The organism is Catellatospora aurea (genome assembly GCF_042663325.1).
Lineage (GTDB): Bacteria > Actinomycetota > Actinomycetes > Mycobacteriales > Micromonosporaceae > Catellatospora > Catellatospora aurea.
Window position 1 is genome coordinate 1 of the sequence record NZ_JBHTAC010000027.1, and the last position, 24,408, is coordinate 24,408.

Sequence of the window (24,408 nt, forward strand, 5' to 3'; positions counted from 1 at the left end):
TGGCTCTCGTCGGCCTCCGGCCCGACCGGCTGCACCCGGTGCTGCAGCAGCCAGCCGGTGAACCGGCCCTGCGGCTTCGGGGCGGGCCCCGGGGCTCCGACGGATGCGGGGATGGCGTATTCGATCGCCTCTTGCTGTGCCGCGTTGCCCATGACCTTCCGATGCCCTCGCCGAGTCCTGTAATGAGCCTCGGACACGATAGGGCTTCGCCGGGTGCTCTGAGCGTCAAAATTTCGTCAAGACTCGGCCGACCCGAGCGGGGACCACGCGCCAGGCCGGACGTGAGCCGTCCCTGGCGGTCAGCCGACGCCGACGTGTGCGGCTAGGGGCCGACGTGGATGCGCGGACGCCGAGCCGGATCGGGTTCGGCGTTGCGCAGCACGGCCACGGTCACCGCGGCCAGGTGCCCGGACCCGAGGAGCAGAAATCTGATCAGGCTGCGGCGGTGTGAGCCGCTGGGCCAGGCGAAGTCCGCGCGAGGCACGATGGCGTACGCGTCGCGCAGGTGCAGCAGGACCGCAGCCAAGGCCTTGCCAGGTGCGGCACCTCGCACGGCGAGCACGGCGAACCCGTGCTCGTCGCGGCCCTGCACCTCGATGACGCCCCGCCGGGGAGCAGGGCCGGCGAACTCCAGGAACACCGCCTGCCCGTCGGCCACATTCCGGCCACCTCGCGGCACGGGCGGGAGCGCCTGCGGGTGGGGGGCGGTGGCGATGACCCGCAGTGTGCCCTTGGCGGTGGTGGCCGAGGTGACGACGTCCCGGGCGGCTGCGTCGAGTTCCACCAGGTCGCGGCTGGGAATGAAGGCATGGATGCGGGCCGCCAGCAGCACCGCCAGTACGGTGCCCCCTACGGACGCCAGCGTCGCCAGGATGCTCATGCCATCTGTCACCGCACCTTCGAACGATCGTGTCCGGATCACCGTGGCCCGTGCCGTGTCTGCCGGGAAGTGGCTTTGACGAGTTCCCTACAGCGGCGGGCGCATTCTTGACGCCGTGTTGATGCCGGTCACCGGCACGGCTCGCTCAGCCCAGTACTGCTCCGACCTGGTCCGCGTCCCAGGGCCTGCCATGCCAGACGACGCTGCCGTCGCGCAGCAGCCGCGGCGGGTCTCCCAGACCGCCCCACACCACGTTCGAACCGGCAGTCGGCCAGGTCGAGTACTTCGACGAGCTGGTCACGCACGTCGCGCACGAGGCTGGTCGCCGACCCACCGGTCGCGCCGGCCGTCGCTGCGGCCCGCAGCCCGGCGAGATAACCCGCTTCGCGGGCGGCGTGCTCCTGCTGCCGGCGGCCCCACATCGCCAGCTCCGTCACAGCGACGCCGACAGCAGCGCGACGTGGGTGTTGGCCAGCCTCGCCCGGAACGGCACGCAGATCAGCGAGACGGCTACCGGCCCCAGCACGGCCGCTGCCCACGCCAGACGATCACGGCCGGGCCATCGGCTCACGAATCGACCATATCGACAGCCGAGGCGGCGTGACGCCGGAAACGGCGGAACCCGGCTCCGGTCATGAAGTGCTGCTGTCGGGCAACCGTACGAACCGGTAGCCCATGCCCGGCTCGGTCAGCAGCTGGCGCGGGTGGGCCGGGTCCTGTTCGAGTTTGCGGCGCAGCTGGGCCATGTACTGGCGCAGGTAGTTGGTCTCGGTGGCGTACTGGGGGCCCCAGATGTCGTGCAGGAGCTGCCGGTGGGTGACCAGCTTGCCGGGGTTGCGCACAAGCGCGCCGAGCAGCTGCCATTCGGTGGGTGTCAGGCGCAGGTCGCCGCCTCCGGTGGTGTCGCTGACCTGGTGGTTGGCGACATCGACGCGGTAGCGGCCGATCTGCACGACACTGCGCGCGTCGGGTGTGGCGGAGTGGCGGCGGGTGACGGCTCGGATGCGGGCGAGCAGTTCGTCGACGCCGAACGGTTTGGTGATGTAGTCGTCGGCGCCGGCGTCGAGGGCTTGAACCTTGTCCTCGCTGCCGGTGCGGCCGGAGAGCACGATGATCGGGGCCGCCGTCCAGCCGCGCAGGCCGCGGATGACGTCGACGCCGTCCATGTCGGGCAGGCCGAGGTCGAGTACGAGGACGTCGGGGTGGTAGGCGCTGGCCACTCGGAGCGCGGTCGCGCCGTCACCGGCGATCTCGATGTCGTAGCCGCGGGCGCGCAGGTTGATCCGCAGTGCGCGGACGATCTGCGGTTCGTCGTCGACGATGAGGACCTTGGTCATGATGCTGTCTTTCCGGCCGGCGCGGTCTCGGGAATGCTTTCTGGCGGGTGTGCCACGGGTAGCGACAGGACCATTGTCAGTCCGCCCCCTGGGGTCGTCTCCGGTGTCAGAGTGCCGTCCATGGCTTCGCTCAGCCCGCGGGCCAAGGCCAGGCCGAGGCCGACTCCGGTGTCGTTGCTGCGGTCGCCCGCGCGCTGGAACGGCAGGAACACCCGGTCCCAATCGGTCTCGGGGATGCCCGGGCCGTGGTCGACGATCCGCAGCTCGACGCGTCCGGCGTGCGCGCTGGCCTTGACCAGGGGCGGTTGGTCCGGCGGGCTGTAGCGCAGCGCGTTGCCGATGACGTTGACCAGCACCCGTTCCAGCAGCCCGGGGTCGGCGTCGACGGCGGGCAGGTCAGCGGGGATGCGCATGCGCACGTCCCGTCCCGTGGTGCCGAGTTCGTCGAGTGCGTGTGGCACCACCTCCTCGAAGCCCATCGCACGCCGGGACACGCCGAGGACTCCAGCCTGCAGGCGGCTCATGTCGAGCAGGTTCTCCACCAGACGGTTGAGCCGGTTCAACGACTCGGCGGCGGTGGCCAGCAGCTCGGCGCGATCGGTGTCATCGAAGTCGACCTCGTCGCTGGCCAGGCTGTCGACCGCGGCTTTCGCCGAGGCGAGGGGGGTGCGCAGGTCGTGGCTGACGGCGGCGAGCAGCGCGGTGCGCATGCGGTCGGCTTCGGCCAGCGGCAGCGCGGTGGCGGCCTGTTCGGCCAGGCGTTCCTGGCGCAGGGCGAGCGCGGCTTGGGAGGCGAATGCTTCCAGGATGCGACGGTCTGCTGCAGCCAGTGGCCGGCCGCGTAGGACGAGGGTGAGGTTCTCGCTGACGGGCACGTCGGTGTCGGCTTCGCCTGGTGCGAAGCACGGCAGCCCACCGACTGTGGCCACAACTCGCCACATGGAGATCTCCTGGCGGCGGTCGGGGCTGTGCGGGGCGTCGTCGCGTGCTTCGAGCAGGGTGACCGATTCGAGGCCGAAGGTCTCCTGCAGGCGTTGCAACAGCGCGGCCAGCGGCCGGTCGCCGCGCAGCACGCCGCCGGCGACCGTGGCCAGGGTCGAGGCTTCCGCGCCGGCCTGGGCGGCTTCGCGGGTGCGGCGGGCGGCTTTGTCGACGGTGGCGCTGACGGCGATCGCCACGACGACGAATACGACCAGGGCCAGGAGGTTCTCCTGGTCGGTGATGGTCCACCGCCTTATCGGGGGGACGAAGAAGTAGTTGAGCAGCGCCGATCCGCCGATCGCGGCGAGGATCGCCGGCCACATGCCGCCGACCAGTGCCACGGCGACGACGGCGGCGAGGAACAGCAGAATGTCTGTGCCGAGGTTGAGATTGCCGAACTGGTACAGCACCAGGGCCAGCAGCGGCAGGCCGAGCACGGCCAGGCCGTATCCGGCCAGCAGGCGCCGGGTGGACAGCGCGCTGGCGGCCGTCGGCTGGGCGAGCCGGCCGCGGCGGGCTTCGGCGTGGGTGACCAGGTGTACGTCGATCGCGCCGGACTCGGCGGTGGTGGTCACCCCGACGCCGCGGGAGAAGATCTGCGCGAAGCGGCCGCGGCGGCTGGCGCCGAGCACGAGTTGGGTGGCGTTGACGCCGCGGGCGAAGTCCAGCAACGCGCCGGGCACGTCCGTGCCGACGACCTGGTGGTAGGTGCCGCCCAGGCTCTCGATCAGGATGCGTTGCTTGGCCAGCAGTGCCGGGTCTGCTCCGGAGAGGCCGTCGTTCCTTGCCACGTGCACGGCGAGCAGGTCCGCGCCCCGCGCACGATCGGCGATACGGGCCGCGCGGCGGATGAGAGTGTCGCCCTCGGGGCCGCCGGTGAGCGCGACCACGACCCGTTCCCGGGCTTCCCACATGGTGTCGATCTTGTGCTGGTTGCGGTACCTGTCGAGCTGCTCGTCGACCTTGTCGGCCAGCCAGAGCAGGGCCAGCTCACGCAGGGCGGTGAGGTTGCCGACCCGGAAGTAGTTGCCCAGCGCGGCGTCGATCTTCTCTGGGCGGTACACGTTGCCGTGCGCCATGCGCCGGCGCAGCGCCTCGGGGGTCATGTCGATGAGCTCGACCTGCTCGGCACGGCGCACGACCTCGTCGGGCACGGTCTCGCGTTGCGGCACGCCGGTGATGGTCTGCACGACGTCGTTGAGCGATTCCAGGTGCTGGATGTTGAGGGTGGACAGCACGTGGATGCCGGCGTCGAGCAGTTCGTTGATGTCCTGCCAGCGTTTGGCGTTGCGGCAGCCGGGCACGTTGGTGTGGGCCAGCTCGTCGACCAGGACGACCTCGGGGCTGCGGGCGAGGATCGCGTCGACGTCCATCTCGGTGAAGGTCGCGCCGCGGTATTCGATGGTGCGCCGGTCGACCAGTTCGAGGTCGCCGATCATCTCCAGGGTGTGCTTGCGTCCGTGCGTCTCCACGAACCCGACCACGACGTCGGTCCCGCGGTCGCGGCGGCGTTGCGCCTCTTCGAGCATGGCGTAGGTCTTGCCGACGCCTGGTGCGGCGCCGAGATAGATCCTCAACTGGCCTCGGGACATGACTACCTGTCTTCGACGGGGCGGGGGTGAGGAAGGGCACCTTCTACAACACATGGCGATGTGAAGGTGCCCTTCCTTTCGTTACATGCGGTCCAGGGCCAGGTTCAGCTCGAGGACGTTGACGGCGGGTTCGCCCAGGAAGCCGAGGGCGCGGCCGTCGGTGTGCTCGTCGATCAGGGTGTTGACCTTGTCGATGTTGACGCCGCGTTCGGCAGCGACGCGCTTGGCCTGCAGCTTGGCGTACTCGACGCTGATGTGCGGGTCGAGGCTGCTGCCGCTGGCGGTGACGGCGTCGGCCGGGATGGCCGACTTCTCGGGCGCGCTGCCCCGCACGGGGACGAGCACGCCCTTGCTGTAGTCCTCGCCGAACTTTCCGCACTCCACGGTCACGCCCTGGTAGGTGGCGATGAACGGGGTGGCGGGGCAGGCCTGGTTGACGCTGACGGCGCGGGTGACCTTGCCGGACAGGCCGTCGGTGTAGAACACGCGCAGGACTGCGCCGACTCCGTCGGTGGTGCAGAACGGCCGGGAGCCGTCCACGCCCTCCAGCTCGCCGACCGCTTTGAAGCGGGAGCAGACCTGGGTGAGCAGGGCCTGCTTGCTGCCGTCGCCGTCTTCGGAGTTCGGGTCCAGGGCCGGGTCGCCGAGGGTGTCCTCGATGCTCTCCGGGCCCAGGTTCGAAGCGGCGGTGGCATCGGGGTTGTACCCCGACGCCGACGGGCGGCTCTGGAAGTACTTCCTGACCGGGTTGCCGTCGGCGTCGGTGAACGACTGCCCGATCAGCGAGCTGCCCACGGGCTGCCCGTTGACCTCGACGATGGAGCCGTCGGCCCTGTCCTTCAGGCCCGGGATCTGGGCGAGGCCGGTGATGACCAGCGGGTAGGCCAGGCCGAGCAGGATGGTGAACAACAGCACGGCCCGCAGTGCGGCGAAGTGCTGGGAGATCCAACTGGGAGTACGCATGTCAGCCGATCCCTGGGATGAGCGAGATGATCATGTCGATGATCTTGATTCCGATGAAGGGTGCGATGATGCCACCGAGGCCGTAGATCCACAGGTTGCGGGTCAGCAGCTTGCTCGCGCTGCTCGGCGTGTAGCGCACGCCGCGCAGAGCCAGCGGGATCAGGGCGATGATCACGAGGGCGTTGAAGATGACCGCGGACAGGATCGCCGACTCCGGGCTGGACAGCCGCATGATGTTGAGCGCGTCCAGGCTCGGGTACACCACCGCGAACATCGCGGGGATGATCGCGAAGTACTTGGCAATGTCGTTGGCGATCGAGAACGTGGTCAGCGCCCCGCGGGTGATGAGCAGCTGCTTGCCGATCTCGACGATCTCGATCAGCTTGGTCGGGTCGCTGTCGAGGTCGACCATGTTGCCGGCCTCTTTCGCGGCCGACGTGCCGGTGTTCATCGCCACGCCGACGTCGGCCTGGGCCAGCGCCGGGGCGTCGTTGGTGCCGTCGCCGGTCATCGCGACCAGCCGGCCGCCCTCCTGCTCCTTGCGGATCAGGGCGAGCTTGTCCTCCGGGGTCGCCTCGGCCAGGAAGTCGTCCACCCCGGCCTCGTCGGCGATCGCCTTGGCGGTCAGCGGGTTGTCACCCGTGATCATCACGGTGCGGATGCCCATCCGGCGCATCTCGTCGAACCGCTCGCGCATGCCCGACTTGACGACGTCCTTGAGGTGGATGACCCCGAGTGCCCGCGCCGGCTGCCCGGGGACCAGCTCGGCGACCACCAGCGGCGTGCCGCCCTGGCCGGAGATGGCGTCCACGGCCGGGCCGACGTCGTCGGACGGGTGTCCGCCGTTGTCGCGCACCCACTTCATGACCGCGGACGACGCGCCCTTGCGCACCTGCCGGGTCTTGCCGTCCTCCGTGATGTCCACGCCCGACATGCGGGTCTGGGCGGTGAACGGGATGAAGGTGGCGTGCGGCATCATGCCCTCTTTGCGGGCGCGCAGGCCGTACTGCTCCTTGGCGAGCACCACGATCGAGCGGCCCTCGGGAGTCTCGTCGGCGAGGCTGGACAGCTGCGCCGCATCCGCCAGGGCCTCCTCGGAGACGCCTGCCGCGGGCAGGAACTGCCACGCCTGGCGGTTGCCCAGGGTGATCGTGCCGGTCTTGTCCAGCAGCAGGGTGTTGACGTCGCCCGCCGCCTCGACGGCCCGACCGCTCATGGCCAGTACATTGCGCTGCACCAGGCGGTCCATGCCGGCGATGCCGATCGCCGACAGCAGCGCCCCGATGGTGGTCGGGATGAGGCAGACCAGCAGCGAGACGAGCACGATGCCGCTGATGCCGTCCGGGCCGAACGACGCGGTGTCCAGCGCGGCGCCCTGCCAGTTCTTGGCGTAGATCGCCATCGGCTGCAGCGTGACCACGGCCAGCAGGAAGATGATCGTCAGCGCGGCGAGCAGGATGTTGAGCGCGATCTCGTTCGGCGTCTTCTGCCGGTTCGCGCCCTCGACGAGGGAGATCATCCGGTCGATGAAGCTCTCCCCCGGCTTCTGCGTGATCTTCACGACGATCCGGTCGGACAGCACCTTCGTGCCGCCGGTCACCGCGCTGCGGTCTCCGCCGGATTCGCGGATGACCGGGGCGGACTCGCCGGTGATCGCCGATTCGTCGACGCTGGCGATGCCCTCGATGACGTCGCCGTCACCGGGGATGACCTGTCCGGCCTCGACGACCACGATGTCACCCTGCGCGAGAGCGCTGGCCGACACCGGCTCTTCACGGTACTGCTTCGCCGCCGCGCCCTCGGACCAACCGACGAGCCGGCGGGCCATGGTGTCCTTCTTGGCGTTGCGCAGCGTCGCGGCCTGAGCCTTGCCCCGGCCTTCGGCCACGGCCTCGGCGAGGTTGGCGAAGATCACGGTCAGCCACAGCCAGATCGTGATCGCCCACGAGAACCAGGACGGCTGCGTGATCGCCAGGAACGTGGTGAACACGGCGCCGACCTCGACGATCAGCATGACCGGGTTGCGCCACAGCGTCGCCGGGTTGAGCTTGCGCACCGCGTCGGGCAGCGACATCCACAGCTGCTTCGGGTCGAGCAGCCCGCCGCCGACCCGGCCCGGTTCCACCCGGGCCTTCGGGGTTGCCACTGATGTGACAGTCATTTCTTGTCCTTGTCTATTTCTTCGCAGGCCGGGTCACAGGCCCTCGGCCAGCGGGCCGAGCGCGAGCGCGGGCAGGAAGGTCAGAGCGATCAGGATCACCACGACGCCGACGACCATGCCGATGAACAGCGGCTTGTGCGTGGGCAGCGTGCCCGCCGAGGCCGGCACCGGCTTCTGCCGGGCCAGCGACCCGGCCAGGCCGAGCACGAAGATGATCGGCAGGAACCGGCCGAGCAGCATCGCCAGGCCGAGCGCGGTGTCCCACCACGGCGTGTTGACCGTGATGCCGGCGAACGCCGAGCCGTTGTTGTTGGCCGCCGAGGTGAACGCGTACACGACCTCGGAGAAGCCGTGCGGGCCGACGTTGGCCTGGGTCTGCCAGTTGCCGGTGGCCATCGCCGCGGCGACACCGATCAGCACCAGAGCAGGGGTGACCAAGAAGTACATCGATGCGAATTTGATCTCGCGAGCGCCGATCTTCTTGCCGACGTACTCCGGCGTGCGGCCGACCATCAGCCCGGCGACGAACACGGTGATCACCGCGAGGATGAGCATGCCGTACAGGCCCGCGCCTACACCGCCGGGAGCGACCTCTCCGAGCATCATGTTGATCATCGGCATCATGCCGCCGAGCGCGGTGTACGAGTCGTGGAACGAGTTGACCGCACCGGTCGAGGTCAGCGTCGTCGCAGCGGCGAACGTCGCCGAGTCCGAGACGCCGAACCGGACGTCCTTGCCTTCCAGCGCGGCGCCCACCGCCTGCGGGACCGTCCCCGCGCCGTTGAGCTCGAAGACGTTGGTCAGCGCGATGCTGCCGACGGCCAGGATCGCCATGACGACGAGGATCGCGTAGCCCTGCCGGTTGTCGCCGACCATCCGCCCGAAGACCCGCGGCAGCGCGAACGGGATGCACAGCAGCAGGAAGATCTCCAGCCAGTTCGTCCACGTCGTCGGGTTCTCGAACGGGTGCGCCGAGTTGACGTTGTAGAAGCCGCCGCCGTTGGTGCCCAGTTCCTTGATCGCCTCCTGGGAGGCCACCGGGCCGCCGGTGATGTGCTGCTGCGCGCCGGTCAGCGTGGACAGCATGGTGCCGTCACCCAGACTCTGCACCACACCGCCGATGATCAGGAGCACCGCTCCGACCACCGCGATGGGCAGCAGGATGCGCAGCGTGATCCGGGTCAGGTCGACCCAGAAGTTGCCCAACTGCTCGCTCTTACGGCGGGCGAAGCCGCGGACCAGGGCCACGGCCACCGCGATGCCCACCGCCGCGGAGACGAAGTTCTGCACCGCCAGACCGGCCATCTGCGCCAGGTGGGTCATCGTCGACTCACCCGAGTAGGCCTGCCAGTTCGTGTTCGTCACGAAGCTGACCGCGGTGTTCCAGGCCAGGTCCGGCCAGACCCGGTCGTTGATCGAGGTCGCGAAGTCCGGGACCTTGAACACCAGGTCCTGCAGGCGCAGGAAGGCGTACAGGAACAGGATCGAGATCAGCGAGAACGCCAGGACGCTGCGGGCGTACACGCCCCAGGACTGCTCCGCGTTCGGGTCGACGCCGAGCACCTTGTAGACACCGCGCTCGACGCGGCCGTGGCGCTCCGCGGCGACCACACGGAACATGTAGTCACCGAGGTAGCGGTAGGCCACCGCCAGCGCCACGATGAGCGAGAGGATGAAGATCACTCCCGCGGCTGTCGTACTCATCTGAGGACAACTCTCCGAATCGTCAGAACTTCTCAGGGAACAGCAGGGCGAAGACCAGGAAGACCGCCAGTGCGCAGGCGATCAGCAGGCCGACCAGGTTGGCAGTCACAGTCGCTCCGCTCCTCGTACGACGAGGGCGAGCACTGCGAACAGACCCACCGTGAGCAGCACGTAGGCCAGATCGGCCATCGCGCGCCTCCTTCATGAGAGTGTTTGTGGCAGTTTGCCCGTATCATGTCCGTTCACGGGGTGACCCCGGAGCGGAACGGGGTAATCCAATCCCCGTGGCGATCACCGCGTAAGGGCTCTTGACGCCATCGCTACGCCGCGGGCGGGTTTATTGACGGCCTCTTGACGGGCACGTGAGCTGCACCTCTGTCCTGGTGTGCGCGGCGCCGGCCCCAGCCCGGTCGCCGAGCGCCGCAAGCGCCTGCTCGGGGTGGTCGACGCTGACGGTGAGGACCCGCCCGGTGTCGAGCAGCAGCTGCAGCGCCGGCGGCGGCCCCGCAGCCGCAGCCGATGCGCGTCGATTCTCACCACCAGCCGCCAGGTGCCCAGCGCTCGGCCGGCCAGGATCGCCGCCGTGTACAAAGCCAGCACCGCGGCGGTTATCGCGTACGCGCCGCCGAGCACCCCCGCCCGTGGGGCGACCCCGTCCACCAGCGCCACGGCGGCGAGGCAGAGCCCCACCGCGATCTCCAGCATGATCAGCGAGCGGCGCCAGCCTTCGGGCTGCGCCCTGCCAGACGTCCCCGGTCTGCGCGTGCCGGCGCGCCGGAGCGGATGCGCGGGGCATGCCTCAGCGACCCTGCCGGCTCGCGACGATCGGCTCCGCGACCCGCGATCACTGGCATCTGGCTCTCCTTGCAGCGGCCGACGGATCCGACCGCGACGGCCAGTCAACCCAGACCAGGCCCAGCCCAGCCAGAATCTTGACGGCTTCCGTACGCCCGCGCACCGAATCACCACGCCTTCATGGCGGCTGCAGCCGCTCAGCGCCCATACGCTCTAGGCAGAGGCCCGCCGGCAGCCGAGCATCACCGCAAATCGCCTCGACGAGGCGCGAATCCGGTACCGACAAGGAGCTCCCTGGCCTACCTCAATCTCGCTCGGGTCCGGTGGGCCCGCCGGTCAAGCCGCCGCCACTCCGAGGCGGCGTAGGTAGGTGACGGCCTGCTCCGGGTTGTCGACGCTGACCGACAAGAGCCGACCGGATTCGAGCTCGAGCTGCAGACCGGGACCGCCGCGCGCGACCAGCGCGGCACTCCGGTCCGGCAGCAGCCACCACGTGGGATCACCCTGCCACGGCGCGAGCACCTGCACGATCCGCACCGACCGCACGACGTCGACCGGCAGCGTGGTGGCGGCGACCGGCAGCAGCGCGCTGCGGATCCGCACCATGTGCGGGTCGACCTGGACGTCGATCCGCCAGACCTGGGCAGCCCGCCACAACAGCAGCACCGCCAGGTAGCACAGCACCACCGCAGCGGTGATCGCGTACGCCGCAGCCAGTTCCCACCCCGCCGCGCCCGTCACCGGGATCAGCCCCACCGCGACCGCCACCGCGGCGGCCGCCGCACCGACCAGCGTCACGGCCGCCTGTCGGCCCTGCGCCGCACCCCGCCACATGCCGTGTCCGCCGCCGGACTGCCGCATCGGTACCTCGTTCCTGGCATCTGCCCGCGCCGGATCGACTGTCGCTGGTCCCGGCGCCCGCACCGCGACACGTGGAGCAGACCTGCCTGCGGCCTGCGCGACCAGCGCTGGTCGAGGCAACCGGTCGATGCGACCAGTCAAACCGATCACAGCAGCGATGGGTGTGCATCTTGACGCAATCCATGCGCGCAGTGTCGAAGTCTTTACAGCGCCGCAACATCTCGGCGCCCGCACACGGCTGGCGTGGGATTGCATCATGAAGAACGTGTCGGCGGCAGGCAGACCGGGCGATGACCCCCGTCTGCCTGCCGCCGCGTCGGTCACGCCGCGTCGGTCACGCCGCGTCGCGGCGCAACACGTCTTCCAGGGTCTCCCCGCGCACCAACACCCGTGCCTGGCCGTCCCTGACCGTGACCAGCGGTGGCCTGCCCACCATGTCGTAGTTGGACGCCAGCGGGAAATGGTGAGCGCCGCAGCCCGGTACCGCGATCACGTCGCCGGTCCGCAGGTCGGGCGGGCGAATCGGATGCCCTCCCGGCACGGTCCTGCCCTCTCGGGGCGGTCGGGACGCACCAGGCCGAGCGGTGGTGCGCAGGCGCTCCCCACCAGGCCGGTATTGTCCCGCACGACACCGAAGAGCCGGAAACCCATGCGCAGGAGACATTCCGTGACAAGCCGCCAGCAAGGGCCGGGGCACAGCACCGGCGCACACGATGTGGTGCGGCTCGCCGTCATCGTCGGCGCGCTGGGTGTCGTGTTCGGCGACATCGGCACCAGCCCGATCTACACCATGCAGACGGTGTTCAACCCGGCCGACCCGCACCCGGTGCCGGTCAGCGTCGACAACGTGTTCGGCGTCGTCTCCCTGATCTTCTGGTCCGTGATGATCATCGTGACGGTCACCTACATCCTGCTGGCCATGCGCGTAGACAACCAGGGCGAGGGCGGCATCATGGCCCTGATCACGCTGCTGCGCCGCTGGAGTTCCGGCCGCGGCGGCAAGATCGCGGCAGTGCTCGCGGCGCTGGGCATCTTCGGCGCGGCGCTGTTCTTCGGCGACAGCATGATCACCCCGGCGATCTCCGTGCTGTCCGCGATCGAAGGCCTGAAAACCGTCAACCCCGACCTGGAACCTGCGATCATCCCGGTCACCGCCGTGATCATCGTGGCGCTGTTCATGGTGCAACGCCGGGGCACCGCCGCCGTCGGCCGCGTCTTCGGCCCCGTCATGATCGCCTGGTTCCTGGTCATCGCCGTCTTCGGGATCGCCGGCATCACCCACCACCCCGACATCCTCAAAGCCCTGTCCCCCACGTACGCGCTGAGCTTCCTGTCCCAGCACTTCGGCATCGCGTTCTTCGCCCTCGCCGCGATCGTCCTGTCGGTCACCGGCGCCGAGGCCCTCTACGCCGACATGGGCCACTTCGGCCGCATGGCGATCACCTACGGATGGCTCGGGCTCGTGCTGCCCGCCTGCGTGCTGAGCTACCTCGGCCAGGGCGCGTTGATCCTGGAAGACAACGCCAACATCAGCAGCCCGTTCTTCCTGCTCGCCCCCGGCTGGGCCCGGCTGCCACTGGTCGTGCTGGCCACCGCCGCCACCGTCATCGCCTCCCAGGCTGTCATCACCGGCGCGTACTCGGTCGCCTCACAGGCCGCGCAGCTGGGTTACCTGCCGCGGCTGCGCATCGCGCACACCTCCGAGTCCACCATGGGCCAGATCTACGTACCGTGGATCAACTGGCTGCTCATGGTCTCCGTGCTCACCCTGGTGTTCGCGTTCCAGACCTCCGCCGCGCTCGCGTACGCCTTCGGCATGGCCGTCACCGGCACCATCACCATCACCACGCTGCTGTTCTTCTACGTCGCCCGGCTCAAGTGGGGCACCCCCTGGTGGCTGCTGGGCACCGGAGCGGCCCTGCTGCTCGGCGTCGACCTGCTGTTCGTCGCCGCCAACCTGACCAAGCTGGTCCACGGCGCGTGGCTGCCGCTGCTCATCGGCCTCACCGCGTTCACCATCATGACCACCTGGCAGAAGGGCCGTCAGGTCGTCACCGCCGAACGCGAGCGCACCGAGGGCACCCTGCCCGAGTTCGTCGAGCAGCTGCGCGAGAGCCGCGCGACGACCGCGACGGTGCCGGGCACGGCGATCTTCCTCAACCGGGGCAAGCAGACCGCCCCGCTGGCGCTGCGCGCCAACCTCGAACACAACCACGTCCGGCACGAGCACGTGGTCATCATGTCCCTGGAGACCGACACCGTGCCGTACGTGCCCGCCGAAGAGCGGGTGACCGTCGACGACCTCGGCTACGCCGATGACGGCATCACCCACGTGACCGCCCGGTTCGGATACATGGACACCCCGGACGTGCCCGCCGCGCTGCGCACCCTGGACCCGGCCGCCACCGAGGGGCCGTTGGACCTCGACAACGCGAGGTACTTCCTGTCCAAGATCGAGCTACGGCGGGGTCCCGAACCGACGATGGCCGACTGGCTCAAGCGGCTGTTCATCGCCACGTCCTACATCACCGCCGACGCCGCCGCCCACTTCGGCCTGCCCCGCGACCGGACCATCATCATGGGCAGCCACATCGACGTGTAGCCGACGGCCCCTCAGCCTCCCCGCCAGTAGCAGTGATCCTCACTGACCAGGAAGTTCGTGGCCAGCATCGTGCGCGGGGGCGTCGTGTAGATGGTGAGCCTTCGTCTCCCACCGGTGTGCTCGACCACGACGGCGGTGATGTCGGCGCACATGTCCAGCGCCTGCTGCCGGTCTGCGCCGGCCACGAACACCGTCAGGGACAGCTGCCGCGAGTCCCAATGGGCGGCGGCGAGATCGGGCTCCCACGCCTTGTCCGCGAACCGCAACCGCAACTGCTCGAGGGTCACCGGGTCGTTGCGAGGTGGCTGCATCTCGAGATGGTGGGCGAACAGGTGTGCACCGGCCACCACCGCGAGCACGAGGACGACGAAGGCCGCTGCCAGACGGGGCCTGCCCGCAAAGAACGGATAACTCTTTCCCGGCTCGGCTTCCACATCGGCAGATTAGCCCTGCTGGACGGGGACCGTGGTCCGTGGCGGCGCGTGGACCGTTCCGGTAGGCGCTCATCCGGCGCGGTGGCCATTGCCGGCTACAAGGGTGCGGACGGTCTGGGCGACGGCCGGGGAGTCGTTGCGCAGGATCTTGCTGTGGTTGCTGGCGACCTTGGTGCTGACGGTGATGTTGGGGTTGCGAGCGATGATCGGGTCAAGGACCTTTCGGCCCTCGTCCATCTCCCCGTCCTTGCTGCCGAGGCTGTCTCCGGTGGCCAGCACGAACCGCACGGGGCGGGTCAGCCGTTCCAGGACCGGGATGCTCGCCGCGGCGATCTCGTTGAGCTCGATGTTGACGTCGGCGTGCTGGTCGGCGGTCATCCTGGCGGCCAGGCCGAGGCGGGCGGCGATCGGGAACAGCCACCGCATCCGCCGGAACAGCTTGCGGATCCGGGCGTGGCCTTCCTCGCCGGTCAGGCCGACGGGGAAGGCGTCGACGGTCACGGCCCCGAGGACGCGCTCGGGATTGCGGTCGGTCCAGTGCCAGGTGAGGATGCCGCCGTAGGACCAGCCGACCAGCAGTGCCCGGTCCACGCCCCTGGCTTGCAGGACGGCGTCCAGGTCGCGCAGGCACGCCTCGAAGGAGTAGTCGGCCGAGCGCTTGGACTTGCCGCGGGCGCGCTCGTCGTAGGTGATGTGCCGGTAGTCGACGCCGAGGTCGGCGATGACGCGCCGCCAGTGGGACTGGTCGGCGTACGCGCCGTTGAGGTAGACGACGGGCAGGCCGGCGCCGCCGGTGTCGGTCACATACAGCTCGGTGTCCTCGACCGGCAGCATGCCGGTCCAGGCGGCGTGTTCGATGGTCATGGGGCTGCCTTTCCGGGGTGGGGCGGCTGAAGGGGTAAGGCCGCCCGCGCGGTGGCGGGCGGCCTGATCAGGCGATCTTGCGGCGGTAGACGCGCATCGCGAACGCGTAGGCGACGACGAGGATGCCGACGCACCAGCCGAGCGCGATCCAGATGTCGTTGCCGACCGGCTGCTGGTCGAACAGCGCCCGGATCGCGTTGACGATCGAGGTGACCGGCTGGTTCTCCGCGAAGGCTCGCACCGGACCCGGCATCGTGGCGGTGGGCACGAACGCGGAGCTGAGGAAGGGCAGGAAGATCAGCGGGTACGAGAACGCGGTGGCTCCGTCGGTCGACGACGCCGCCAGTCCGGCGATCATCGCGACCCAGGTCAGCGAGAGCGTGAACAGCGCCAGGATCCCGGCCACGGCCAGCCAGGCGAGGACTCCGGCCGAGGTCCGGAAACCCATCAGCAGCCCGACGGCGACGATGACGACCGCGGAGATGGCGTTGGAGACCACCGAGGTCAGCACGTGTCCCCACAGTACGGCGGACCGGGCGATCGGCATGGAGTGGAACCGCTCGAAGATACCGCTCTGCATGTCGTTGAACAGACGGAATCCGGTGTAGGAGATGCCGCTGGCGATAGCGATGAGCAGGATGCCGGGCATCAGGTAGTTGGTGTAGTTGCCCGTCCCGGCCTGGATCGCGCCGCCGAACACGTACCGGAACAGCAGCATGAACGCGATCGGCATGATCGTGACGGTGATGATGGTGTCCATGCTGCGGGTGACGTGCCGGATCGAGCGGCCGAGCATGACACCGGTGTTGCTGAGGACGTGCGTGCTCACGACTGCTCCTTGGATCCGACGACGGCGAGGAAGACCTCTTCGAGGGTGGGCTGGCGTTCGACGAGTTCGGCTTTCGCCGCGGGCAGGAGCTTGCGCAGTTCGGCGAGGGTGCCGGAGACGATGATGGTGCCCTGGTGCAGGATCGCGATCCGGTCGGCGAGCTTCTCGGCCTCCTCCAGGTACTGCGTGGTGAGCAGGACGGTGGTGCCGCTGTCGGCCAGGCCCTGGATCTCCTTCCAGACCTCGATGCGGGCCTCGGGGTCCAGGCCGGTGGTCGGCTCGTCGAGGAAGATGACCTTCGGGTTGCCGATGAGGCTCATCGCGACGTCCAGGCGACGCCGCATACCGCCGGAGTAGGTCGCGACCCGGCGGCCGCCGGCGTCGGTGAGGTCGAATCGTCGCAGGAGGTCGTCGGCGACCTGGCCCGGATTCTTCACCTGGCGCAGCTTGGCGACCATGATGAGGTTCTCGCGGCCGGTGAGGATCTGGTCGACCGCGGCGAACTGGCCGGTGAGGCTGATCGACTCGCGGACCCGCTGCGGCTGGGCCACGACGTCGAAGCCCGCCACGGTCGCGGTTCCCGCGTCCGGCTTGAGCAGCGTGGACAGGATGCGCACAGCGGTGGTCTTGCCGGCGCCGTTGGAGCCGAGCAGCGCGAAGATGCTCCCGGCCGCGACGGTGAAGTCCACGCCTTTGAGGACTTCGAGCTTTCCGTATGACTTGCGCAGTCCACTGACGTGGATGGCGGGGGGTGAGGTGCTCATGGGGGTGGTGTCTCCTTACTCGACGATCACGTTGGCGGGGGTGAACCCCATGCCCTTGAGGGCGGCGTAGGTGAGCTTGTCCATGCGGGCGCCGTCGAAGTTCACGGTGCGCAGGGCCTTGTAGTACTTCTTGCTCCAGCCGCCGCGGAAGGAGCAGTCGCGCAGGATCGCCCCGCGCAGGGACATGCCCTCCAGCCCGGCCTGGTCGAACTTCACGCCGGTGAAAGTCTCGCCGTCGAAGACGAGCCCGCGCAGGTCCGACTGGGTGAAGTCGACGCCGGTGAAGGTGCAGCGTTCGAAGACGGTGCGCTTGAGATCGGTCTGGCGGAACGCGACGTCGGTGAGTGCCGCGTCTTCGAACCGGACCTCGAACAGGCCCGACATGCTGAAGTCGGTGCGCACCAGGCGCGCCCGACGGAACGTGGAGCCCTTCAGCTCGGCTGTGGTCAGCACCGCGTCGGTCAGGTTCGCGCCGTCGAAGTTGGTGTCCTTCATGTCGCTGCTCTTGAACCTGCTGCCGGCCAGGTCGGCGTTGGAGAAGTCCGAGCCGCGCAGCGCGCTGGACCCGAATCGGCCCTGCCGCGCCGACACGCCGGCGAAGTCGCTGCCTTCCAGCGAGCTGGCGTCGAACCGGGTCACGACCTGGCGCTCCAGGGTCCGCGACAGGTTCGTGACCTCCTGCACCGTCTCCTCGATGTCGCCGATGCTGTCGACGGTGAGCTCGAACGCGGTCGCCTCGTCCTTGCCTTCGGCACGCAGCTCGCGGTAGCGCTCCTGCAGGTCGGCGAGGAGGTCGGCCTTCAGTTCGGTGACGCTCCTGGTGCCCTCGTAGGGCGCGAAGACGCCGTCGAGGTACTGGCTGATCTTGTCGGTCATGGCTGTTTCCCCTTACAGCAGCGTGTCGAGCACACGCTTGGCGTACTCCCACGTGGTCTTGTTGTTCGCGTAGGTTGCGCGACCCTTTTCGGTGATCTTGAAGTACTTGCGGCGGCCGCCCTGGGATTCATCGCCCCAGTACCACGTGATGTCACCGTCGGCTTCCAGCCGCCGGACGCTGGAGTACATCGTGGCTTCCTTCAGTTCGTATTCGCCCTGCGAGCGTTCGGCGATCAGCTTGACGATCTCGTATCCGTAGCGGTCCGCCTCGATCAGCAGCCGCAAGATCATCGTGTCGGTGTTGCCCCGCAGCAGGTCGGACGTGACCTTGTTCGCGCTCATATCTCACCTCTTGGGGTACAACGTAGGTCCCACTACTGTGGCTGTCAAGGTACTTGGATACACGTGGTAAGTTGCTTGGCGAGGTAACGAAGGTGCCTCAGATCTGGCAACGCCGAGGAGTCAGCACCATGGAAGACGCGCTCAGCCCGGACGACGTCGCGCAGTTGATCGAGCAGGCCGCGGAGAACGGCGACCTTGCCCTGCTACGACGTCTGGCCGACGGGGGCAGCGCCGATGCGCTCGACCAGCTCGTCGAGTCGGCGGCAGAGCAGGAGGATTTCGCGGATCTGCGGCGCCTCGCGGCCGCAGGCAACCAGGATGCCGCGGACATCCTGGCCGAACTCGACGCCGACGCCTAGGAACGGACCGGCGGCACACGCCGGCCGACGGTCACTTCTCGTCGGTGCCGGGCTTCGCGCCGATGGACTCCTGGTAGGCGTCCGCGTAGGTGCGCGAGTCCTTGATCAGGTCGTCGCAGAAGGCGGCGACGTCGGTGCCGATAAGTTCCAGCACTCCCTTGCCGTCGGCGGCACCGGTTTCGAAGAAGTCGACGATTCCGGGAAGCAGACCCCCGTCGGCGAGGTCGATCGGTCCGACCTTGAACAGGTACTTCTGCATCTCCTTGTAGACGATCCGGTAGTCCGGCGGCAGCGCCTTGACTCGCGCCACGTGGGCCCGCCACTGCTTCTTGCCCTCGATGATGTCCTGGATTCCCACGTCAGCCTCCTAGCCGGCCCAGTTTGCGGGCGACGTTCCTGTTCAACTGCTCGCGCCACCGGTCGCGATAGGTGCGCGACCCCTCTCCGCCGGCCAGCGCCGCGCAGAACCCCGGGATGTCGTCGCCGAGCACCTCACCGATGCCCTGCCCGTCCGCCGCCGCCTCCTCGAGCAGCCCGAGAGCCGAGTCGAGGATCGGCATCAGATTGCGACCGGTGAAATCGCCATAGGGAAAGAGGTTGCTCTTGATCTGCTCCCACGCCGACCGGTACTCGGCCGGCAAGGCCTGCGCTCGGACCTCGAACGCCTTCCATTCCCTGGTGAGATCGCTGCCGGTGATGGTTTCCCAGAAGCTCATCTCGCGCCCTCCTTAAGACTGTCGATACGTGATGAGACGTACTGCCATTTCGCCCAGAACGACGCCAGTTCGGCGTGGCCGGCGTCGTTGAGCGAGTAGAACTTGCGCGGCGGGCCCACCTCGGACGGCCGTTTCGTCACCTGGACGAGTCCGTTCTTCTCCAGCCGGAGCAGGATGGTGTAGACCGTGCCCTCGACGACGTCGGCGAAGCCCAGGTCGTTGAGCCGGCGAGTGATGGCGTATCCATACGTCTCCTCGGCCCGGATGATTTCGAGCACGCAACCCTCAAGGGTGCCCTTCAGCATCTCCGTCAGATTCTCCATAGCGCCCCTTCTTCGCCGTCCAGGTACTCAGTGCCACTGGCTACCGCTACAACGTAGCACTAGCTACCGGTACCTAGCAACACTTAATACCGACCGAAGCCGCCCCTGATCCGAGCGTTCGACGCGGTGGACCAAGAGCATGGCGAAGCAGCCGCCTGGCAGCGGCCGGGAACCGGTGCTCTCGCTCAGGCCGTGATGGACAGGCTCAAAGCGTCATGGGTCTTGTCGTTCCACGCCTTGACCGCCAGGTCCGACGGGTCCGCGACGCCCAGCACGTCGCGCAACGTGTGCACCAATCTCGACGTCGTGGCGTCGTACTGCGCCGAGGTCGCGGGCCACGGCAGCTCGCGGTGCCAGTTCGTGTAGCGGGGCACGTCCGGCGGGATCCACCCGAGCTCGACCAGTGCCGAATGCTCGTGCTCCGCCACCGGCGGCGCATGGACCGAGCCCATGATCGCCTCGGTCAGCAGCAGCCGCGGGGTCTGCACGAACTGCACACCGCGGGCGCCGTACAGCAGGATCACGATGTCCTCGTCGGCCAGGTCGGCCAGATCACGGCGCAGCCGGACGGCGAAGTCGCTCCAGTCGCTCACAGGGCGCTCCGGTCGAGGTCGCGCCGCTCTTCGAAGAACGTGCGCTCCGTCCACTCGGCGGCGACCCCCGCGCTGGCACGGGTGATCCCCACGACGCAGTCGGGCAGCCACCACACCTGCGACGGCGTCTTGCCCGGGGACGACTCGTCGGCCGGGCCGAACACCGCCTCGGCGGCCGCGATCACCTCGACGAAGCTGTCGTTGATCGGGGCCGCGTCGGCGTCGACGGGCGGCCAGTGGTTGATGCCCGAGAACCGGATGTCGAGGCTGCGGACCCGGCCGCGGGAGATGCTGATCATCTGCAGCAGTCTTCCGAGGTCCCAGCTCGCCCGGGCGACGATCGGACCGTCGGGGAGCGACTCGACCGTGCTCCAGCCCAGTCGCGCCATCAGCGCCGGGACCTCGTCGGCCGACCAGGCCCACTGCCAGTCGCGTACGACGGTCAGCGTCGTGTGCACGGCGGCGGGGTCGGCGGTCCTGAAGTCGGTCACTGCTGCTCCTCGGGCTCGTAGCCGACCAATCTTATGCCGTCGGCCCGCAGCCGGTCCGGGTCCAGCGTGGCGACCTGGATCATGATCCTGCCGTCGGGCCGGCCGCGCACCACCAGGCACTCCAGCCGGCCCGCGGTGAGCAGCTCGTGCATGGCCCGGGCGAGGTCGGGGTCGGCTTCCATCACCGGCTGCAGGTAGACGTCGATGGCCAGGACGCCGCGCACGTACTCCGGGGACGTCTGCTGCGCGTTGATCCTCGGCCCGCCGGGGTTGGCCGGGTCCGGGACCCACCGGGTGCCCAGCTCGGCGCCGGCGCCCTTCTCCTCGATGAGGACCACCATCGGTGGGTCGCCCGCGCTGACCAGGACACGGTCGAACGTGGCGAGCCGACCGGGCTCGTCCACACCGCCGGTGACCAGCCTGCTTCCCTGGTACAGCTGCTCGGTGACGTAGTCGCCGGCGAGCAGGCCGAGCCGTTCGCTGGCGCGTACCAGGTCCCGGCAGATGTTGTGGTAGTCGTCGAGCGCCTTCTGCAGGGCCGCCATCTCGGCCGGGGACAGCACCATCGACATCGCCAGCCGGAAGTCCCGGGTGTTCTGGTTCTCCGACCCGAACGTGTTGCGGTCGACGGTGAACCCGGCGGCGGTGATCTGCGGGATCAGCGGCGCGACCTGCGTACGCCAGATCGTCTCCTTGTCCCTGCTGGTCTGCTGGTGGGCGGTGACGCCCGCATCGAACGCGGCCCCGGCCTCGGTGGTGGTGTCGACCGGCAGGGCGACGGCGTTGGGCAGGTCGCTGCCCACCACGCCTTCCGGGGGCAGCTTGTTGTCGTCGGTGCAGTATTGGTTGTTCCCGTCGAGCAGCTGGCCGTTCTCGTTGCGGCGGGTGCCCACCGGGTCGCCCGGGTAGTGGTCGAACCCGTCGTCGCCGAGCATCAGCTCGCGGCGCTGGGTCCGGCCGTCCATCCGTCCGGTGGGGGTGAGGTCGTCGCGGGTGTAGCGCGGCACGTCCGGCGCGGTGGGCAAGGTGCTGCCCGGGGTGCTCGGCGCGGGGGTTCCGCCGTGGTCCGGGGCGGGTGCCCAGTGGCCGGGCGGGGCGTCGGCGACGGTGAGGGGGCGCAGTTGCGGGTCGAGGGCGAGGCCGTCCATGCGGGTGACGCCGTCGGTGAACGGCGGGCGGCCGAGCCGGGTGCCGCCGTCGTAATAGCGGATCTCGCCGTCGTGGTTGATGACGTTGATGACGTGCGCGGTGCCGTCGGCGCGCTGGAAGCACACGATGCCCTGGGAACCGGGTCGGCTCAGGCTGAGTTCGAGCTGATCGAAGCCCGCGGCGACCGCGGCCGCCGCGAGCCGGGGGTCCATGGCGCCGAGGTCCGAGGTGAGCTGCTGGAAGTCGGTGCCCAGCACCTGCTGGATGCGCAGGTGCCCGTCCGGGGCCGGGGGCGGGATGCTGCCGTCGGGGGTCGGGGTGCGCCCGGCGGCGACGCGGGGCAGGCCGGCGTAGGTCGAGGCGAAGGCCAGTGCCCGGTCGACGCAGGCGGTGGCGCGGGTCGGGTCGTCCTGCGGAGACACGGGGTCGAACGCCGCGCCCCAGCCGGTGTCGGGTGACACGTGGGGCGGGAAGGAGCCGTCGGGGTTGCGGGGCAGCGACGCCTCCAGGTCGCGCTGCTGGGCGACGGTCGGCATGGTGTGACCGTCGGGCTCGCCGTACTGGCGGCTGTCCTCGATTCCCGGGGGCGGGCCGTCGGCGGGCGACGCGGCCGGGTCCAGGCCGCCGGGCGCGGGGGTGTCGCGGTCCTGGGTGGCCTGCAGGGCGTCGGTGAGTATCCGGCGACGCTGCCGCAGGTCGGGGCCTACTTCGACGTCGGCGTTCGGGTCGGCGCGCCGGTCGTTGTAGAGCGACTGGACGGAGGTCTCGGCGCGCAGGCGCACCCGGGCCAGGTCGACCACTCGGCCGCCGAGGTTGCTCGGGCTCAGCGCGTCGCGGTGCGTGGCCATCCACTGCATGGCCGCGGTGATCCTCGCGGCGCGATCGAGCCTGGCCGCGTCCCTGTCCGACAGCTGCGTTCCGTCGGTCGCGGGCACCGCAGCCGTGGGGTCGGTGCCGGCGCGGCCGCTCGGAGCAGGACCGGCGGTGACCGGGGTTCCGGCGGCGGGGGTTGCCGGCGGGGGTGTCGCGGTCCCGGGGGGCGTACTGCCGGTGGCCGGCGTGCTGGTCACCGGGCTGGTCGTCACCGGAGTGCTGGTCGGCGCAGGCGTCGTGGTGGCCGTGACCGGTGTCGTGCCCGGGGAGCCCGGCCGGGTGTCGGTCGAGGCTGCGGTGAGCCCGCCCGGGTTCGCCGCCGTGCTGGTGGAGGCGTTCGCGGTGATGCCGGGGCTGGTCGAGGTTCCCGGCGACGGGAGGGAGGCCGATGCGGAGACCGATGTGCCGGCCGTCGTGGTCAGCCCGCCGGTGGTCTGCGTCGGCACACCGGCGAGCGAGGCCGGTGCCGGTGCGCGGGTCGTCGTCGCGGGGTTGGCCGAGGTGCCGCTGTTGGACCCTGGCGACGCGGCCGTCTGCTGGCCTGGTGCGGACTGGTTGGCCGCCTGCACGTTCGCGGCGGCCTGCTGCGTGGCGGCCTGCTGGGCGGTCGCGGCCTGTTGCGCGGCCTGCTGGCCGGGCGGTGGTGCGGCGTCGACGGCGGTGGCGGCGTCGACGCGCAGCGGTCCCGCCGCGGTGGCGTCGATGCCGACCCCCGCGACGGCCGGTGGCGCGATACCGCTCAGCGACGGTCCTTGCGAGGGGGCGCCACCGTATGACGACACGGTCGACGGATGGTGGGTGCTGCCGGTATTCGTGCCGGTCGTGGCGGTCGACTGCGGGCCGGGGGGTGCGCCGCCGGTGTCGACCTGGTTGCCGGGCGGCCGACCGCCCGTGGTCGACGGATCGCCGGTCAACCCGCTCGGCAGGGTCTGGCTGCCGCCGGCCAGCTGGTTGAGGTTCTGGACCTGCGAGTTGATGTTCGCGGTGAGGTTGTCCAGGCCGCTGGCGCCCTGCCCGAGCATGCTGGAGCGCGCGCCGGACGTGGCCGCCATGCCGACGTCGTCCAGGCCGGGGAGATTGCCGGTGGCGAGGTTGCCCGCCACATCGCCGGCCACTTCGGCGAGCACGTCGTTGCGCATGTTGCGGACGAAGCCGCCGCCCGGTCCGAGTTTGAGGTTCACCCCCGCGGCCGCGAATCCGCCCGCGAAGCCCGCGACCCCGGACATGCCGATGGCCATGCCGTCGAAGCCGTCGCGGTGCCCGTCGGCGATCTGCGCGCCCTGGATGGCGGTCTCGGTGACCAGTTCCTCCAGCGCCTCCTTGGCGCCCTCTTTGATCATCTTCTTGAGGGCGGCCTTGGTGAGCTCCTTCATGCCCTTCTCGGCGAGCTCCTTGAGCAGCTTCTTGATGATCTGCCGGATGGTGTACTGGGTGGCCATCTGCAGCACCGGGATGCCTGCCGAGGCCGCGCCGAAGGTGCAGAACGCCGCCACGATCAGCGCGATGACCTCGATGACGAACAGGACCAGCTCGATCCAGAACTCGATCTTCGCGGCCTGGATGTCCTGCCCCGCGGCCTCGACCACCTGGCCCATCACGTCGAGGATCGAGATCAGCTGGGGCAGCGCCGACTCAGCGGTCGCGCCGAGCTTGTCCCAGCTCAGCTTGACCGCCTCGCCGAGCTGGGTCTGGGTGCCGCCCGCCGCCGACACGGCGTCGGTCACATAGGCGGCCGCGTCCTGCAACGGCCCGGACGCCCGGTCGGCGGCCTTGAACCACTCGTCGGCGAGATCCCAGATGATCTCCTCGTTGCCGTCCGGCCAGTCGGCGCCGATGACCCACTCCAGCAGCGGCCGCACCTCCGAGGGCACATGCAGCAACTCCATCGGATTCGGGATCGGGGAAGGCAGTACAGACAC

At 69.5% G+C, this 24,408-nt stretch carries 25 protein-coding genes; 2 read left to right on the forward strand and 23 right to left on the reverse strand.

Annotated features, from left to right (window positions below):
- Positions 1 to 322 precede the first annotated feature (322 nt).
- From ACFQO7_RS23725 to ACFQO7_RS23775, 11 genes are all read right to left on the reverse strand, one after another.
- Positions 323 to 880, reverse strand: coding sequence for a hypothetical protein (locus ACFQO7_RS23725; RefSeq protein ID WP_376808415.1), 558 nt, complete (start codon positions 878 to 880; stop codon positions 323 to 325).
- A 145-nt stretch (positions 881 to 1,025) separates the two neighbouring features.
- A complete protein-coding gene (locus ACFQO7_RS23730; protein ID WP_376808416.1) occupies positions 1,026 to 1,181 on the reverse strand; it encodes a hypothetical protein in 156 nt (51 codons plus the stop codon).
- A 132-nt stretch (positions 1,182 to 1,313) separates the two neighbouring features.
- Positions 1,314 to 1,451, reverse strand: coding sequence for a hypothetical protein (locus ACFQO7_RS23735; protein ID WP_376808417.1), 138 nt, complete (start codon positions 1,449 to 1,451; stop codon positions 1,314 to 1,316).
- Between the two features lie 61 nt (positions 1,452 to 1,512).
- A complete protein-coding gene (locus ACFQO7_RS23740) occupies positions 1,513 to 2,217 on the reverse strand; it encodes a response regulator (protein ID WP_376808418.1) in 705 nt (234 codons plus the stop codon).
- The gene (locus tag ACFQO7_RS23745; protein WP_376808419.1) at positions 2,214 to 4,790 is read right to left on the reverse strand and encodes a sensor histidine kinase; all 2,577 of its coding nucleotides are present in this window, start codon (positions 4,788 to 4,790) and stop codon (positions 2,214 to 2,216) included. The genes ACFQO7_RS23740 and ACFQO7_RS23745 overlap by 4 nt, the downstream gene beginning before the upstream one ends.
- 81 nt (positions 4,791 to 4,871) lie before the next feature.
- Positions 4,872 to 5,753, reverse strand: coding sequence for a potassium-transporting ATPase subunit C (locus ACFQO7_RS23750; RefSeq protein ID WP_376808420.1), 882 nt, complete (start codon positions 5,751 to 5,753; stop codon positions 4,872 to 4,874).
- Position 5,754: 1 nt separating this feature from the next.
- Positions 5,755 to 7,914, reverse strand: coding sequence for a potassium-transporting ATPase subunit KdpB (kdpB, locus tag ACFQO7_RS23755; RefSeq protein WP_376808421.1), 2,160 nt, complete (start codon positions 7,912 to 7,914; stop codon positions 5,755 to 5,757).
- Positions 7,915 to 7,947: 33 nt separating this feature from the next.
- A complete protein-coding gene (gene kdpA, locus ACFQO7_RS23760; RefSeq protein ID WP_376808422.1) occupies positions 7,948 to 9,618 on the reverse strand; it encodes a potassium-transporting ATPase subunit KdpA in 1,671 nt (556 codons plus the stop codon).
- 22 nt (positions 9,619 to 9,640) lie between these two features.
- Positions 9,641 to 9,823 carry a K(+)-transporting ATPase subunit F gene (gene kdpF, locus ACFQO7_RS23765; RefSeq protein WP_376808423.1) on the reverse strand — a complete coding sequence of 61 codons (183 nt, stop codon included), beginning with the start codon at positions 9,821 to 9,823 and terminating at the stop codon, positions 9,641 to 9,643.
- Positions 9,824 to 10,749: 926 nt separating this feature from the next.
- On the reverse strand, positions 10,750 to 11,274 hold the full coding sequence (locus ACFQO7_RS23770) for a hypothetical protein (protein WP_376808424.1): 525 nt from the start codon (positions 11,272 to 11,274) through the stop codon (positions 10,750 to 10,752).
- A 334-nt stretch (positions 11,275 to 11,608) separates the two neighbouring features.
- A complete protein-coding gene (locus tag ACFQO7_RS23775) occupies positions 11,609 to 11,767 on the reverse strand; it encodes a hypothetical protein (protein WP_376808425.1) in 159 nt (52 codons plus the stop codon).
- 174 nt (positions 11,768 to 11,941) lie between these two features.
- On the opposite strand from ACFQO7_RS23775, the gene ACFQO7_RS23780 reads away from it, so the two are divergent.
- Complete coding sequence (locus ACFQO7_RS23780) at positions 11,942 to 13,876, forward strand: potassium transporter Kup (protein WP_376808426.1); 1,935 nt, start codon at positions 11,942 to 11,944, stop codon at positions 13,874 to 13,876.
- A gap of 11 nt (positions 13,877 to 13,887) precedes the next feature.
- On the opposite strand, the gene ACFQO7_RS23785 is transcribed toward ACFQO7_RS23780, so the two are convergent.
- The 6 genes from ACFQO7_RS23785 to ACFQO7_RS23810 all read right to left on the reverse strand — a co-directional run bounded on the left by ACFQO7_RS23785 (position 13,888) and on the right by ACFQO7_RS23810 (position 17,985).
- Positions 13,888 to 14,310 carry a hypothetical protein gene (locus tag ACFQO7_RS23785; RefSeq protein WP_376808427.1) on the reverse strand — a complete coding sequence of 141 codons (423 nt, stop codon included), beginning with the start codon at positions 14,308 to 14,310 and terminating at the stop codon, positions 13,888 to 13,890.
- Positions 14,311 to 14,379: 69 nt separating this feature from the next.
- Complete coding sequence (locus tag ACFQO7_RS23790; protein ID WP_376808428.1) at positions 14,380 to 15,174, reverse strand: alpha/beta fold hydrolase; 795 nt, start codon at positions 15,172 to 15,174, stop codon at positions 14,380 to 14,382.
- Positions 15,175 to 15,241: 67 nt separating this feature from the next.
- Entirely contained in the window at positions 15,242 to 15,970 is a 729-nt protein-coding gene (locus ACFQO7_RS23795) for an ABC transporter permease (RefSeq protein ID WP_376808509.1), read from the reverse strand.
- 29 nt (positions 15,971 to 15,999) lie between these two features.
- A complete protein-coding gene (locus tag ACFQO7_RS23800) occupies positions 16,000 to 16,767 on the reverse strand; it encodes an ABC transporter ATP-binding protein (RefSeq protein ID WP_376808429.1) in 768 nt (255 codons plus the stop codon).
- A gap of 15 nt (positions 16,768 to 16,782) precedes the next feature.
- A complete protein-coding gene (locus ACFQO7_RS23805; RefSeq protein ID WP_376808430.1) occupies positions 16,783 to 17,643 on the reverse strand; it encodes a pentapeptide repeat-containing protein in 861 nt (286 codons plus the stop codon).
- 12 nt (positions 17,644 to 17,655) lie between these two features.
- Positions 17,656 to 17,985 (reverse strand): PadR family transcriptional regulator, encoded by a 330-nt coding sequence (locus ACFQO7_RS23810; protein WP_360540461.1) that lies wholly within the window; start codon positions 17,983 to 17,985, stop codon positions 17,656 to 17,658.
- Positions 17,986 to 18,113: 128 nt separating this feature from the next.
- Between ACFQO7_RS23810 and ACFQO7_RS23815 the strand changes: the two genes are divergently transcribed.
- Positions 18,114 to 18,344, forward strand: coding sequence for a hypothetical protein (locus ACFQO7_RS23815; protein WP_376808431.1), 231 nt, complete (start codon positions 18,114 to 18,116; stop codon positions 18,342 to 18,344).
- Between the two features lie 31 nt (positions 18,345 to 18,375).
- Here ACFQO7_RS23815 and ACFQO7_RS23820 read toward each other — a convergent pair whose 3' ends face one another.
- From ACFQO7_RS23820 to ACFQO7_RS23845, 6 genes are all read right to left on the reverse strand, one after another.
- The gene (locus tag ACFQO7_RS23820; protein WP_376808432.1) at positions 18,376 to 18,702 is read right to left on the reverse strand and encodes a DUF1048 domain-containing protein; all 327 of its coding nucleotides are present in this window, start codon (positions 18,700 to 18,702) and stop codon (positions 18,376 to 18,378) included.
- A 1-nt stretch (position 18,703) separates the two neighbouring features.
- Positions 18,704 to 19,060, reverse strand: a complete 357-nt coding sequence (locus ACFQO7_RS23825) for a DUF1048 domain-containing protein (protein ID WP_376808433.1) — start codon at positions 19,058 to 19,060, stop codon at positions 18,704 to 18,706.
- A complete protein-coding gene (locus ACFQO7_RS23830) occupies positions 19,057 to 19,383 on the reverse strand; it encodes a PadR family transcriptional regulator (protein ID WP_376808434.1) in 327 nt (108 codons plus the stop codon). The genes ACFQO7_RS23825 and ACFQO7_RS23830 overlap by 4 nt, the downstream gene beginning before the upstream one ends.
- Positions 19,384 to 19,568: 185 nt before the next feature.
- On the reverse strand, positions 19,569 to 19,976 hold the full coding sequence (locus tag ACFQO7_RS23835; protein ID WP_376808435.1) for a TY-Chap domain-containing protein: 408 nt from the start codon (positions 19,974 to 19,976) through the stop codon (positions 19,569 to 19,571).
- Positions 19,973 to 20,467: a DUF6301 family protein gene (locus ACFQO7_RS23840; RefSeq protein WP_376808436.1), complete on the reverse strand. Its 495-nt coding sequence runs from the start codon at positions 20,465 to 20,467 to the stop codon at positions 19,973 to 19,975. The genes ACFQO7_RS23835 and ACFQO7_RS23840 overlap by 4 nt, the downstream gene beginning before the upstream one ends.
- Complete coding sequence (locus tag ACFQO7_RS23845; RefSeq protein WP_376808437.1) at positions 20,464 to 24,375, reverse strand: WXG100-like domain-containing protein; 3,912 nt, start codon at positions 24,373 to 24,375, stop codon at positions 20,464 to 20,466. The genes ACFQO7_RS23840 and ACFQO7_RS23845 overlap by 4 nt, the downstream gene beginning before the upstream one ends.
- Positions 24,376 to 24,408: the final 33 nt, after the last annotated feature.

Excerpts from the sequence above, each read along its gene's own strand:
- ACFQO7_RS23725 (WP_376808415.1), bottom strand. The coding sequence starts at position 880 with ATGAGCATCCTGGCGACGCTGGCGTCCGTAGGGGGCACCGTACTGGCG.
- ACFQO7_RS23740 (WP_376808418.1), bottom strand. The coding sequence starts at position 2,217 with ATGACCAAGGTCCTCATCGTCGACGACGAACCGCAGATCGTCCGCGCA.
- ACFQO7_RS23745 (WP_376808419.1), bottom strand. The coding sequence starts at position 4,790 with ATGTCCCGAGGCCAGTTGAGGATCTATCTCGGCGCCGCACCAGGCGTC.
- ACFQO7_RS23750 (WP_376808420.1), bottom strand. The coding sequence starts at position 5,753 with ATGCGTACTCCCAGTTGGATCTCCCAGCACTTCGCCGCACTGCGGGCC.
- kdpB (WP_376808421.1), bottom strand. The coding sequence starts at position 7,914 with ATGACTGTCACATCAGTGGCAACCCCGAAGGCCCGGGTGGAACCGGGC.
- kdpA (WP_376808422.1), bottom strand. The coding sequence starts at position 9,618 with ATGAGTACGACAGCCGCGGGAGTGATCTTCATCCTCTCGCTCATCGTG.
- kdpF (WP_376808423.1), bottom strand. The coding sequence starts at position 9,823 with ATGAAGGAGGCGCGCGATGGCCGATCTGGCCTACGTGCTGCTCACGGT.
- ACFQO7_RS23770 (WP_376808424.1), bottom strand. The coding sequence starts at position 11,274 with ATGCGGCAGTCCGGCGGCGGACACGGCATGTGGCGGGGTGCGGCGCAG.
- ACFQO7_RS23790 (WP_376808428.1), bottom strand. The coding sequence starts at position 15,174 with ATGACCATCGAACACGCCGCCTGGACCGGCATGCTGCCGGTCGAGGAC.
- ACFQO7_RS23795 (WP_376808509.1), bottom strand. The coding sequence starts at position 15,970 with ATGCTCGGCCGCTCGATCCGGCACGTCACCCGCAGCATGGACACCATC.
- ACFQO7_RS23800 (WP_376808429.1), bottom strand. The coding sequence starts at position 16,767 with ATGAGCACCTCACCCCCCGCCATCCACGTCAGTGGACTGCGCAAGTCA.
- ACFQO7_RS23805 (WP_376808430.1), bottom strand. The coding sequence starts at position 17,643 with ATGACCGACAAGATCAGCCAGTACCTCGACGGCGTCTTCGCGCCCTAC.
- ACFQO7_RS23810 (WP_360540461.1), bottom strand. The coding sequence starts at position 17,985 with ATGAGCGCGAACAAGGTCACGTCCGACCTGCTGCGGGGCAACACCGAC.
- ACFQO7_RS23815 (WP_376808431.1), top strand. The coding sequence starts at position 18,114 with ATGGAAGACGCGCTCAGCCCGGACGACGTCGCGCAGTTGATCGAGCAG.
- ACFQO7_RS23825 (WP_376808433.1), bottom strand. The coding sequence starts at position 19,060 with ATGAGCTTCTGGGAAACCATCACCGGCAGCGATCTCACCAGGGAATGG.
- ACFQO7_RS23830 (WP_376808434.1), bottom strand. The coding sequence starts at position 19,383 with ATGGAGAATCTGACGGAGATGCTGAAGGGCACCCTTGAGGGTTGCGTG.
- ACFQO7_RS23845 (WP_376808437.1), bottom strand. The coding sequence starts at position 24,375 with ATGGAGTTGCTGCATGTGCCCTCGGAGGTGCGGCCGCTGCTGGAGTGG.